8 protein-coding genes are annotated in these 12,952 nt (G+C 65.0%); 2 read left to right on the top strand and 6 right to left on the bottom strand.

The genetic code is table 11. From position 1 onward, the window contains the following. Window positions 1-455 precede the first annotated feature (455 nt). Window positions 456-3,026: a bifunctional FO biosynthesis protein CofGH gene (locus MB901379_RS18040; RefSeq protein ID WP_158017867.1), complete on the bottom strand. Its 2,571-nt coding sequence runs from the start codon at window positions 3,024-3,026 to the stop codon at window positions 456-458. A gap of 202 nt (window positions 3,027-3,228) precedes the next feature. On the opposite strand from MB901379_RS18040, the gene MB901379_RS18045 reads away from it, so the two are divergent. Then, a complete protein-coding gene (locus MB901379_RS18045; RefSeq protein ID WP_158017868.1) occupies window positions 3,229-4,116 on the top strand; it encodes a PE family protein in 888 nt (295 codons plus the stop codon). 2 nt (window positions 4,117-4,118) lie between these two features. Here the strand turns inward: MB901379_RS18045 and MB901379_RS18050 are convergent, their stop codons facing one another. Further along, window positions 4,119-4,580 carry a hypothetical protein gene (locus MB901379_RS18050; RefSeq protein WP_158017869.1) on the bottom strand — a complete coding sequence of 154 codons (462 nt, stop codon included), beginning with the start codon at window positions 4,578-4,580 and terminating at the stop codon, window positions 4,119-4,121. Window positions 4,581-4,673: 93 nt separating this feature from the next. After that, window positions 4,674-5,570, bottom strand: a complete 897-nt coding sequence (gene mshB / locus MB901379_RS18055) for an N-acetyl-1-D-myo-inositol-2-amino-2-deoxy-alpha-D-glucopyranoside deacetylase (RefSeq protein WP_158017870.1) — start codon at window positions 5,568-5,570, stop codon at window positions 4,674-4,676. Between the two features lie 181 nt (window positions 5,571-5,751). Here mshB and MB901379_RS18060 point away from each other — a divergent pair, with 181 nt between their 5' ends. Then, complete coding sequence (locus MB901379_RS18060) at window positions 5,752-6,369, top strand: TetR/AcrR family transcriptional regulator (protein WP_158017871.1); 618 nt, start codon at window positions 5,752-5,754, stop codon at window positions 6,367-6,369. Between the two features lie 93 nt (window positions 6,370-6,462). Here MB901379_RS18060 and MB901379_RS25105 read toward each other — a convergent pair whose 3' ends face one another. The 3 genes from MB901379_RS25105 to typA form a co-directional block, all read right to left on the bottom strand. Further along, window positions 6,463-8,802 (bottom strand): PE family protein, encoded by a 2,340-nt coding sequence (locus MB901379_RS25105; protein ID WP_158017872.1) that lies wholly within the window; start codon window positions 8,800-8,802, stop codon window positions 6,463-6,465. A gap of 212 nt (window positions 8,803-9,014) precedes the next feature. Continuing rightward, window positions 9,015-10,910, bottom strand: coding sequence for an ABC transporter family substrate-binding protein (locus MB901379_RS18070; protein ID WP_408632303.1), 1,896 nt, complete (start codon window positions 10,908-10,910; stop codon window positions 9,015-9,017). 118 nt (window positions 10,911-11,028) lie between these two features. Beyond that, window positions 11,029-12,915 carry a translational GTPase TypA gene (gene typA / locus MB901379_RS18075; RefSeq protein ID WP_158017873.1) on the bottom strand — a complete coding sequence of 629 codons (1,887 nt, stop codon included), beginning with the start codon at window positions 12,913-12,915 and terminating at the stop codon, window positions 11,029-11,031. Between the last annotated feature and the right edge of the window lie 37 nt (window positions 12,916-12,952).

A 12,952-nucleotide genomic window follows, 5' to 3' on the forward strand; every position in this document is an offset into this window, starting at 1 on the left:
TAGCGTCGATTTTCCGATGCGGCAAGGTTTCGCACGGCATTGTCGGCTATTCGACACACCGGAACTCCCCGACGGGTTCGCGCCATCACCGCTGCCGCCGAACCGATCGCCACTAATCCATTGGACCGTGTTCTGCCACAACATTTCTGACCGTTCTACATCTGTAGAAGCGGCACGAAAAGCGTCGAACGTATCAGCCAGATTTCGCCGTGTCGCGGCGTCCCGTCGGGAAACCACGCCATTCTCGAAATAACTCTTAAACAGAGCTATCGGTTAATCTGCGATACCGTTGGCCGGGCACAACTACGAATCGGTTTAGCTCGAACGCACGCCATTGATATTTGCCAGAACACCACCTGGGCGGCCCCGTCGATCAACGCACAACAGGTGCGTCGCCACCCGATCGGTGCGAGCACACGGCGAAAGCCGCTGCCCAACAGCTGTTCCAGAGCGTCTCAGGCCGCTGAGGACGAATAGGTGGTCGTGCGCTGGCGAGCAGGCCGGCCTATTCCCTCGGCGATTGCGACCAGCTCGGCGACGGTCTTTGCCGAGCCGTGTTCGGAACCGGCCATCCGTGAGATCGTCTCCTCCATCAGCGTGCCGCCCAAGTCGTTGGCACCGCCATTGAGCATTACTCGAGTGCGCTCGACGCCGAGTTTCACCCAGCTGGTCTGGATATGTGGGATGCGGTCGTGCAGCATGATCCGAGCCAGGGCGTGCACCGCGCGGTTGTCGCGATGAGTGGGTCCCGGTCGGGAGGCACCCGCTAGATACAACGGCGAGCTCTGGTGCACGAACGGCAACGGCACGAACTCGGTGAAACCGCCGGTGCGGTCCTGGATGTCACGCAACACATTGAGGTGGCCAATCCAATGGCGGGCGCTGTCGACGTGGCCGTACATCATCGTCGACGACGAACGTAAGCCGACCTCGTGCGCAGTAGTGACGATTTCGATCCACAGCGACGTCGGTAGCTTGCCCTTGGTGAGCACCCAACGCACCTCGTCGTCCAGAATTTCGGCGGCGGTACCGGGAATGCTTCCCAACCCCGCCTCACGAAGGCTGATCAGCCATTCCCGAATGCTCAGCCCGCTTTTGGTCACACCGTTGGCGATCTCCATGGGCGAAAACGCGTGCACATGCATCGACGGCACCCGCGCCTTGACCGCACGCACCAAGTCGGCGTAACCGGTAACCGGCAGTTCGGGGTCGATGCCGCCCTGCATGCATACCTCGGTGGCACCGGCGACGTGGGCTTCCCACGCGCGTTGGGCGACCTCGTCAGCCGATAGCGAATACGCATCGGCATCGCCTTTACGCTGCGCGAACGCGCAGAATCGACAACCCGTGTAGCAGACGTTGGTGAAGTTGATGTTGCGGTTCACCACGAAGGTGACGTCGTCGCCGACGACCTCGCGGCGCAACGAATCCGCCAGTGCAGCAACCGCATCCAAGGCAGGACCGTCAGCGCTGGCCAACGCCAGGTATTCCTCGTCGGTGCAGCTGGCCGGCGAGCGCTCGGCCGAACGCAAGGCAGCGAGCACGTCGGTGTCAATTCGCTCGGGAGCGCGGGCCACCAGGTCGTGCACATGTGAGCGGACGGCGTCCCAGTCGCCGAAAGCGCTGTCGAGATCGCTGCGGGCGTCGGTGCAGCGGCCCTCGGTGTCGATGGCCGCGTTGAGGTCGACTCGGCCGGACGACGCAACGTCGTCGGGTTCCTGCCATGGCATGCCCACCGGGTTGACATCACGCGCCAGTCCGGTCACCGGATCTGCCAGCGCCTCAACGTGTTTCCGTACCCGCGGGTCGATCCACGCACCGCCGGCCTGCACATACTTGGGTTGTGCAGTTAGCCGCTGCTCCAGGTCATAACCGGCGTGCGCGGTGGTGTCGGCCAGCTCATCCAAACCCGGCCACGGCCGCTCTGGATTGACGTGGTCGGGCGTCAGCGGAGAGACTCCGCCCCAGTCGTCGACGCCGGCGCCGATGAGCGCCAGGCACTCATCGCGAGAAACCAGATTCGGCGGGGCCTGAATACGCATGCCCGGACCCAGCACCAGACGGCTAACCGCCACGGTCGCCAGGTAGTCCTCGATTCCGGCATCGGGAACCGACGCCATTGCGGTGTGCTCCTTGGCCCGGAAGTTCTGCACGATCACTTCCTGGACATGACCGAACTCTTTGTGCAATTTCCGAATCTCATGCACCGTCTCGGCACGTTCGGTCAGGGTCTCCCCGATGCCGACAAGCAGACCGGTGGTAAACGGAATCGAGAGCCGACCGGCGTCAGTCAGGACGCGCAATCGCACCGCCGGGTCTTTGTCCGGGCTGCCGTAGTGCGCGAGCCCCTTGGTTTCGAACAAGCGCCGCGATGTCGTTTCCAGCATCATGCCCATCGACGGCGCCACCGGTTTGAGTCGCGACATCTCCGACCAGCTCATCACCCCGGGGTTCAAGTGGGGCAACAGGCCGGTCTCTTCCAGCACCCGGATCGCCATTGCCCGCACGTAAGACAGCGTGGAATCGTAACCGCGCTGCTCGAGCCACTCCTGGGCCTCTGGCCAACGTTCTTCGGGACGGTCACCGAGAGTGAACAATGCTTCCTTGCAACCGAGTTCGGCACCGCGGCGGGCCACATCGACGATCTCGTCAGGTTCCAGGTACATTCCGGCGCCTTGAGCGCGCAGCTTGCCCGGAACGGTAACGAACGTGCAGTAATGGCAGGTGTCGCGGCACAGGTGGGTGACCGGGATGAATACCTTCCGCGAATAGGTGATCGGCAGCCGGCCGGCGGCGCCCCGACGTCCGGCCGATTCCAAACCCGCGTCGCGCACCCGAGCCGCGCTTGCGCACAGATCGGCCAGCTCGTCACCGCGTGCCGTCATCGCGACCGCCGCCTCGTCAACGTTCAGCGTCACACCGTCTCGGGCCCGCCGCAGCACCCGCCGTAGCGCTGACGTGCTGCGTTTGGGCGGGACGACGGGATTAGGTAGAGCCGTGGGCTCCTGGCTTGAGGTCAGCGGCACGTTGGTGCAACATCCCCTCGGTCTGATTTCATCCGCGCGTGAAGAATCCGAACTTTGGCGAGTGCCATAGTCGCAACAGTAGCGGCAGGCCGACACCAGCACGCGACTGACCAGCACCCCGATGCGTTTGGTCAGTTCAGCGCGATTCAGCGGCGATCGAGATACGCTAGCAATCGAAGGCAAATCAGGGGGTGTTTGTGCGATGTCGTATCTAGCCGCCGCGCCGCAGGCGCTGATGGCGGCGGCCTCGGACGTAGCCGGTATCGGTTCGACCATCAGTGCGGCCAACGCGGCGGCAGCGGTTCCGACGAGCGAAGTCGTGGCGGCGGCCGCCGACCAGGTCTCGACGCAGGTCGCGACGCTGTTCTCCGCACATGGTGCGCTTTATCAGCGGCTCAGTGCGCAGTTGACAACGTTTCACGACCAGTTTGTCGCCACCCTGAACGCGGGCGCGAGCTCGTATGCCTCCGCTGAGGCCAACGCCGCGCGGACCTTGCTGGATGCAGTAAATACACCCGCCGAGAAGCTGCTGGGACAGCCGCTGATCGGTCAAGGCGGCCCGCCAGGCGGCCTGGCGTCCAAAGCCGTGAGCCAGCTCCAAAGCGCCTTCGCCGGCGCGACCGGCGCCGGCCCGCTAGGTGCCAGTGCGCTGGCACTGCCCCCCACCGGCGGCATGGCGGCCGCCGGCGCCCTGGTGGGCCCCATCTCCAGCGCCGCGGCCGCGCCCGCGGCGGTCATACCCGTATCGGTGGCCACCGCTATCGAAAACCTCTACTACAGCGTCGAGCCCTGGGTGGAGTACGGCTTTAACGTCGCCGCCTGGGCGGCGGGCTGGCTGCCCTACATCGGAATCCTGGCGCCGCAGATCAACTTCTTCTACTACCTTTTTGAGCCGATGGTGCAGAGCGCGTTGTTCAACACTCTTGACTGGCTGGACGGGACAATTACTTTCAGTCAGGGGCTGAACAACTTCTGGTCGGCCACCACGAACTCCGTCAACCAGTTCATCCAAACCGAGATCCAATGGGTGCGGAACTTCCTTCCGCCGTTCCCGCCGATTGGGTCCGCCCTACCGCCGCTGCCCGCCTAGTCTTAGGCGCGCACCGGGCGCCGCCACAACACGCACATCGGCGGTATCACCCCCAGCACAATGAGGATCAGGGCCGAATACGCCATCAGCCCCTGCCCACCCAACACAATGTCGTCCCCCGGACCACCCAGGCTCAACACCGCCACGGTCAACAACCACGTCCACAACGGCAGCGCGGCTACACGCGGCGACTTGGTCCATCGCTCCGCTGCCCACACCAGGGCGGCATTGACCAGCCCGCTGATCAAGGCGCTGATCGGAAAGGGCACCGGACCAATGTAGGTCGGTAGCAGCAGAGCCCCGGCGAGTGCGGATAACACCCCGTCGACAGCCAACAACGCCAAGACAACGATGCGAATAGCGGGATCTGTCGCGCCGGTCTCTTCACCCGAGGCGGCGCGCGGCGTAGTTTCGGTCAGGTCGGGACGCTGTCGATCTGGGAGAGTATCGAACCGATGACCCACTGCAGGCTGTCAAGCCGGTCCTGCCAGTGCTGCAAGTTAGGGTCCAGGTCGGGGTCCATACAAAATTCCTTCCGTGGCTGCCTGATTGGCAGCCTACGTGTCGAAGCCGGTGAATCCCAGACCGGCCAGCAGATCGGTTTCCCAACCACGCCCGTCGCGTTTGCCCGGCCTACCGGCGGCCAGCACATAGTGTTCCTGCGCCAGGATCGGTAACGCCAGGTTGTTCGACAAGGCACACGCGCGGCCCGTCGGGCCGACGCTGACCTGGGTGGCGTGTGCGGCCAGCGCAGCGGTCTTGGCGGCGTGTGCAGCCCGATCCCCTTCGACGACGGCATCGATGCGCTCGTCGGAGTATGCAAACGGAATGTCTTCGGGCGCGACGGTCCAGTCGGGCCGCAGATCGGCGTCCACCAGCTCGCGCCGGGTGGCCAGGAAGGCACTTAGCCCCAGCACCACCCAATAGAACTTCGGTACCGTCCACGGTTCGCCGGGGAAGTCCCGCGCGCCGGCCGCCGTGACCGCGGCCGTGGTGACGCGGTGAGCGTGCACGTGGTCTGGGTGGCCGTAGCCGCCGTCAGGGTCGTAGGTCACCACGACATGAGGGCGCAACTCGCGGATGATCGCCACCAGCGCCCCCACCACCGCGCGTTCGTCCGCGTCGACGAATCTGCGCCCACTCCGTTGCTCGGTGCCAGCCATTCCTGAGTCGCGCCATCGGCCAGCGCCGCCAAGGTAGGTGGGACCGCCGGCACCCAGCAGTCGTAGCGCCTCGGTGAGTTCAGCGATGCGATAGCCACCGAGTTGGTCGGCGTGATCGACGGCAAGTTGAGCCCACCGTTCACCGATGACCTCGCCCTCCTCCCCTAGCGTGCAGGTGACGACTTGCACCTGCGCGCCGCGGGCGCTGTAGTGGGCGATGGTGGCCCCGTTGCTGAGACTCTCATCGTCTGGATGGGCATGCACGAACAACAGACGTGGCGTCTCAGACATGGATCGCCACACTACCCGCGAGGGCGGTTCTGCACGCGAAAACCTTGCTGCCGCAGCCGTTACCGTCGTCTGATGGCGCTGCGACGCAGCGCGCCAACCATCGCTGATGGCCGCTGCCGTGGTCGTACCGCAGTTCTGCTGAACCGCAACAACTAGGAACGCCAGCGGCTACTATTGAGCAATGGCGCAGCCGACCCAGACCATAACGACGACCGGCAGGAGCCGCCGCCGGCGAGGCGAAGTGCTCGAACGTGCACTCTACACGGCCACTTTGGCTGAACTGGCGGCAGTCGGATATGGGGGGCTGACGATGGAAGGGATCGCGGCGCGCGCACACACCGGCAAAGCCGCGCTGTACCGGCGTTGGGACTGCAAGCATGACTTGGTACAAGCCGCCCTGCATCACGCTGTGCCGCCACTGCCGGAACCACGCCCAGGCCGGTCCGCACGAGAGAACCTACTGAGCGTGTTCACCGCACACCGCGATGTCCTTGGCGGCAAGACCGACTTTCCCGGTCTCGTCATCATCGGCCAGCTGGTTCACGAGCCCGAACTGCGCTCGATATTCGCCGACTCCGTGGTGGGCCCCCGGCTGCGAATTGTCGAATCCATCCTGCGAACCGCCGTTCGCGACGGCGACCTCGATCCCGACACAGTTACCCCGTTCACCGCGCGCATCGGACCCGCGCTAATCAACCAGCACTTCATGCTCACCGGAACACCGCCGAACCGGCGGGAGTTGGCGCTGATCGTCGACACCGTTATCCCACCTAAACCCACTGCGGTACAAGCTGACTGACGCGTTGGGCGGCGACTCTCGAGGCGCTCTTTCGACCCGGCCTTCGGTCATGCAACAGGCACACCCGATATGCCGAACGAGCGACGACGGCGGCTAGGGCATTTCGCCGCCGCCCTCGCCCCCACCGCCAACTTCGACGCCACCGCCAACGTTGCCGGAGAAGGATCCCGTCAGCTGAGCGACCAGGTCGGGCAGCCGACCATCGAGGGTCACCTGGAGCGGGACGCCAAAGACGCTGAGGAAGGCCGCGTCCATCAAGAACTTCTGCTCAACGGCTCCCACCAAGCCGCCCGTCGTGACGCCGCCGAAGGCGTCCGCCGGACTGCTGACCAGCAGGCTGTCAGTAAAGTCCGCCGTCACCGGGACTCCCAACAGGGCGTCGGCAGCTTGCTGACCGGTACCGAGCACGAAATTGACCATGCTAAAGGCGTGATTGACCGCGCCGTTAAGAGCACTGTCGGTGCCGAAAATTGCTTGCTGCAACGCCATCTCGTTGGCAACCAACGACTGGTTGAACGCCAGCTGGCCGCTGAGCACATCGGCGTTAAAAGCGGCCGAACCGAACGGACCCAACAACGACGTGTCGATCACCGGTCCGCCCAAGGCTGCATTCAGCAACAGCACCTGCTGGGCGGCGCCCAGCAGACCACCGGTCGGGATCTCACCCTCGACCGAGCCGCCGATGAGCAGGCTGCTGGTGAAGTCCACCGGCGTCGGGGCACCCAACAGCGCATTGGCGAATTGCTCACCCGTGCCGATCAGCAGATTGGCCGCGTTAAATCCATGGTTGACTGCGCCATTGAGCGCCGTGTCGGTGCCGAAGATTGCTTGTTGCAACGCCAGCTCATTTGCGACCAACGCTTCGTTGAACGCCAACTCGCCATTGACCAGCCCGGTCAATACACCAGTTTGGGCCTGACCCAACAATGCCACCGCGCCACCTGGCAACGCCGACACCGTGTCCACCAGCGTGTAGAAACCGGTGAAGTCACCGTTCAATCCGCCCGTCACAGCGGCATCGACTTGGGCACCGAAGGTGGACAACCCACCGGTCAAACTGCCCGTGAGCGTGGGAAGGTTCACCCCGAAGTCGCCCAGCACCCCGGCGAACCCGGCATTGAGTCCGCCCACTAGGGATTCACCGGTCTGAACCAGCCCGGCAAGCCCGGGCAGCCCAGCGCTCAGATTACCCGACAAGGCGGCGCTCAGCTGGGCGCCCAACCCGCTGAGCGCACCACTAAAGCTGCCCGCGAGGGATTCACCGGTCTGAACCAGCCCGGCAAGCCCGGGCAATCCGCCGCCCAGGCCGCCCGAGAAGGCACCACCTAGCTGGGCGCCCAAAGCGGAAAGCGCGCCAGTGAAGCTGCCGGTCAAGGCTTCTCCGGATTGGACCAACGCGGTCAGGGCTGGCAAGCCGGCACCGATAGTCCCGGACAGTGCACCGCTCAGTTGGGCACCCAACCCCGCAAGCGCAGCACCAAAGCCGCCCATCAATGTTGCACCGGTCTGCACCAGTCCCGACACGTCAGGAACGCCGGCACCCAGACTCCCCGACAAGGCACCGTTGAGCTGGGCGCCCAAATTCCCAAGCGCACCGTTGAAGCTGCCCGTCAGCGCTTCACCGCTTGGTACCAACGCGGAGAAGTTGGGCAACCCGCCGCTGAAGCTCCCCGACAACGCACTACCTACCCGAGCACCCAGCCCGGAGAGATCGGGAAGCCCGACACCAAGACTGCCCGACAATACGGTGCTCAGCTGGTTACCCATTCCAGTAAGGGCGCCATTGACGCTGCCCATCAACGCCTGACCCGTTTGCACCAGCCCGGAGAAGCCAAGCTGCCCGCCGCCTTGCACCGCTCCATTTACCAGCAAGCTGGCACCAAAGTTCGCCGGAACTTGCGCTCCCACAATGGTATTAACGAATTGCTGGCCGGCCCCCACGACCAGGTTGGCCGAGTTGAATCCGCTGATGACCATGCCGCCAAGGATCGGGTTGACCGCGGCGACCGCCTGGCCTACCGCCATTTCGTTGGCGACCAGAGCCTGGTTGAAAGCGAGTTCTCCGCTAACCAAGTTGGCACTGAAGCCGGCCTGCGCCCGCCCCACCTGCTCCAACAGACCCCCCGGTCCGGCCGTCAGCATCGCCTGCACATTTGCGGCCTCGCTGCCGGCATAGGCTTCCGCGCCCGCCCGCAGAACCTGCACGAAGTTCTCATGAAACAGCGCGGCTTGGGCGCTGAGCGCCTGATATGCCTGGCCGTGCAACCCAAATAGCGTCGCTATGCCCGCCGAAACCTCATCAAGGCCCGCGGGCAGCACGCTAATCGTCGCGGACGCTGCGGCAGTGCTGGCCGTGTTTATGGTCGAACCAATACTTGCCAAATCCGTTGCGGCCGCTGACAAAAACTGCGGTTCTGCAATTACAAAAGACATTTCGGGCCTCCCCACCGCGCTTCATTACTGGCCATCCCCGGCCCGATCAGGGCAGCCATGAGCAGGAGCGTATCGCGACATGCGTCTTGCCTTAGGGCTTTCGACACAATCCGTTCGCAATAATCTGCCGCACCCGCGATTTATTGGCCGGGATGTGCACAGCAGAGGTGAAAATGGCCATTTCCCATAGCTTTACGCGGGGCGCACCAAAGCTATGGCCCGGTTTTGATCCATCTGCCGGCATCACCGACGATGCCGACCGGCACCGCGCCGGACAGGCTGACATTCTGCACACTGGGGCCCGCCGCGACGATCGTGGTGTCTTGCAGGATCGGTAGGACGGTCCACATGTTCCACAGCCGAGGTTCGACCGCGGTGATGACATCGTTGATGTTCTTGGTGCCGTTGAGGGCGGCATCGATATTGGACTGGATGCTGGGATCGCAGATGCCGGTGAGGTTGGACGGCGCCTGAACAAGAGCGCCCGGGGGCAGTGGTTGGCTGGGCACCGTCGGCGTCAGCGTCACCGGCCCGGGACCCGGTGTGGATCCGCTGGTTCCGGCCGGGGCGGTGGTCACTACGTCGGGCGCCGGGACCGTCGTGGCTTGCAACGCGGGGCAGCCGTAGCGCGATGCCAACAGCGTCGCCAAACTGCCGCCGGCCTGGTGCCAGCCCACGATGGCGTCGACGCGGTTTTCGTTTACCGCGTCGTGGTAGAGCGTCACCGGGTCGAGCGCCAGCACGGTCGCGGCGATCCCAACGTTGCGCAGCTGATCGGCAGCGGTGTTGGCGACAGCCACCGAGGTTGGGTCATTGGCCGCCACTCCGATAATTAGCGAAAGCTGCTTTCCGTCCTTGCTGACACGGCCACGGGTGACTTCCGGCGGCCCGGTGCTGACCGGGGCGGTGCTGGTACCGGCTCCCGGCGGCTCGGGTGACTCCGACGTGCTGCTCTCGATCTCGTATCCCGATGACGCCAACAGCCCCAGCGCCGTCGTGGTGCTGATAGCCGGAGGCGCCGTCGGCACATAGCCCGGGTCGCTAGGGGAACGGATCTGGGCCTGATCCAAGGTGACGGTGTTGTCGGTGCCAGCGCCCACCGCAGCCAGCAGGTCAACGTCGAGCAGACCCAAGATCGCCTTGCGGACCTGTGTGTCGGCCAGCTTCGGCACATTGGCGCGCAGCGTGACCTGCATGACCCGCGGTGTCACGATCCGGGCGGTGCGCACGTCGGGAATGGCCGACAACTGAGCAAAAGCCGCCGAACCGCCGTGCACCTGTGCCACCTGTGTGTCGCCGTTACGCACCGAGTCGGCCAACGCCGCCGGCGCACCGGCCCGGCGGAAGAGAATCAGACCGGGTTTGGCCGGTGGCCCCCAATAGCGGTCGTTGCGGGCGATCAGGATCTCGTCGCGTTGCGGGTCGATGTTCTCCACTCGGAACTGCCCACCGGTGACGGGCAGCGCCCGGGCCAGTCCCGCGGCGAATCCGCCCGGGACATCCTTGACGATGTGCGCCGGCAGGAGATTGCTAAACAACTCGCGCCAGGCCGGGTATGGCTGCGCGAAGGTGACAACGGCCTGTTTGCCGCCCTCGAGCGATTGAACCCCGGTGATCAGGTCATAACCGGCCGGATCGACCACACCCGGCTCGCTGACCATTTGCCGCCACAGGTACCAGAAGTCATCGGCGGCGATGGGCGCGTTGTCGGTCCATTGCGCCTCCGGTCGGATCCGGTACGTCACCGTAAACGGGCTTGCGCTGGTCACCTCGGCGGACACCAGCAAGGTCGAGTCCATCTCCCAGCGGGAACCGGTCGGTTCGTTCGGATCGGGCACCGGGCGGAATGCGCTGGGCAAAACGAGCGCACTGATCGCGGCGTTCACCGGCGATAGATCCGACAGCAAATGCGGGTTGAAGCCGGCTCCGATCGAGTCGATACCCATGATGATCTGGGTGGGATGTGGTGGCGGCGGTGGCGCGTTGTGCGTCGTATCGGTGCTCTGCGGTGCCGGCGGCGGGCTGACCGTACAGCCCGACAGTGCCGTGGCCAGCACCGAGATCAGCACACCGACCGTCACCCGGATGTGGCGGTCGAGTCCTGGCATGCCCACCAGGGTATCGAGCGCCAATCGCGGTATGCGTTCAGCCAGGGTAACGAGGCGGCGACAAACCGCGCAGGGATTCGCCGTACCGTTACACTCGTGCGCGCAGCGCGACCCCAAGCTAACCTCGGGCCTTCGCCCGGGCCCGGCTGCGCGCCCTGGCGGTGGCATCCAGCTCGACCTTGCGCACCCGGACCACCTCGGGAGTCACCTCGACGCACTCGTCGGGCGCGCAGAACTCCATGGCTCGTTCGAGGTCGAGTTCGAGCGGCTTGGCTAGCGTCTCGATGACGTCGGCGGTCGACGACCGCATATTCGTCAACTTCTTCTCGCGGGTGACGTTGATGTCGAGGTCTTCCGGACGCGGGTTAATCCCGACGACCATGCCCGCATAGGTGTCCTGACCAGGCTCAACGAAGAACTGGCCCCGATCGGCCAGCTGCAGCAGCGCAAAGGGCGTGATGGTGCCGGATCGGTCGGACACCAGCGACCCGGAGTGCCGGGCGCGGATCTCCCCCGCCCAAGGGCGGTAACCGTCGAACACCGCGTTGGCGATGCCGGTGCCGCGAGTGAGGGTGAGGAAATCGGTGCGAAAACCGATCAAGCCTCGGCTGGGCACGACGAAGTCCATTCGGACCCAACCGGCGGCATGGTTGGTCATCTCCTCCATGCGTCCCTTGCGGGCGGCCATCAGTTGGGTGATTGCACCGACGAACTCCTCTGGCGAGTCGATCGTCATCGCCTCGAACGGTTCGTGTAGCTGACCGTCGATCGTCTTGGTGACCACCTGCGGTTTGCCCACCGTCAGCTCGAAGCCCTCGCGACGCATCGTCTCGACCAGCACAGCCAGCGCCAGCTCCCCGCGGCCCTGCACCTCCCAGGCGTCGGGCCTGCCTATGTCGACGACGCGGATCGAGACGTTGCCGACCAGCTCGGCATCCAGGCGGCTGCGGACCATGCGCGCGGTCAGCTTGTGTCCCGACACCTTGCCCACCAGCGGCGAGGTATTGGTGCCGATCGTCACCGAAATGGCGGGCTCGTCGACGCTGATACGGGGCAGGGCATGGGCGTGATCGGGATCGGCCAACGTGTCGCCAATCATGATCTCGGGCAGCCCTGCGACCGCCACAATGTCCCCTGCCGCCGCTTCCTCGGTGGCACTACGCTCGACACCTTCAGTCGCGAGCAATTCGGTGATCTTGGCGCTGGTGATCACGGGTAACCCATCGACTTCGCGCATCCACGCCACCTGCTGACCCTTGCGCAGCTTGCCGTTGTAGATGCGGACCAGCGCGAGCCTGCCCAGGAAAGCCGACGCGTCGAGGTTGGTCACCAACGCCTGCAGGGGAGCTTCGGGATTGCCGGACGGCGGCGGGATGTGCTCCATCAGCACGTCGAACAGCGGGTCGAGGTTGGCGCCCGCCGGCACCTCGCCATCGTCGGGTTGGGCGGTGCTGGCGATACCGGCGCGCCCGGAGGCGTAAAGCGTCGGCAAGCCCAGCGCATGCTCGGCGGCCGCGGACGCTTCCTCGTCGAGGTCGCTGGCCACGTCCAGCAGCAGGTCGTGGCTGGCCTCGACGACCTCGGCGATGCGCGCATCGGGCCGGTCGGTCTTGTTGACCACCAGAATCACCGGCAGATGCGCAGACAGGGCTTTGCGCAGCACGAACCGCGTCTGCGGCAACGGACCTTCGGACGCGTCGACCAGCAGCAACACCCCGTCCACCATGGACAGCCCGCGCTCAACTTCGCCACCGAAATCGGCGTGACCCGGGGTATCGATCACGTTGATGACGGTCACCGTCCCGTCCGGGTGATGGCGGTGCACGGCGGTGTTCTTGGCCAGGATGGTGATGCCCTTTTCCCGCTCCAAGTCGCCGCTGTCCATCACACGTTCTTGCACCTCACCACGCTCGTGCAGCGCACCGGATTGCCGCAGCATGGCGTCAACCAACGTGGTCTTGCCGTGGTCGACGTGGGCGACGATGGCGACATTGCGAAACGACACGACGGAGATTGTGGCAGCGGGGGGGCTGAGATGGCGA

The sequence above is a fragment of the Mycobacterium basiliense genome (genome assembly GCF_900292015.1).
Classification (GTDB): domain Bacteria; phylum Actinomycetota; class Actinomycetes; order Mycobacteriales; family Mycobacteriaceae; genus Mycobacterium; species Mycobacterium basiliense.

What these genes read in the sequence shown, in the direction of transcription:
- MB901379_RS18045 (WP_158017868.1), top strand. Translation starts at nt 3,229, where the DNA reads ATGTCGTATCTAGCCGCCGCGCCGCAGGCGCTGATGGCGGCGGCCTCG.
- mshB (WP_158017870.1), bottom strand. Translation starts at nt 5,570, where the DNA reads ATGTCTGAGACGCCACGTCTGTTGTTCGTGCATGCCCATCCAGACGAT.
- MB901379_RS18060 (WP_158017871.1), top strand. Translation starts at nt 5,752, where the DNA reads ATGGCGCAGCCGACCCAGACCATAACGACGACCGGCAGGAGCCGCCGC.
- MB901379_RS25105 (WP_158017872.1), bottom strand. Translation starts at nt 8,802, where the DNA reads ATGTCTTTTGTAATTGCAGAACCGCAGTTTTTGTCAGCGGCCGCAACG.
- MB901379_RS18070 (WP_408632303.1), bottom strand. Translation starts at nt 10,910, where the DNA reads ATGCCAGGACTCGACCGCCACATCCGGGTGACGGTCGGTGTGCTGATC.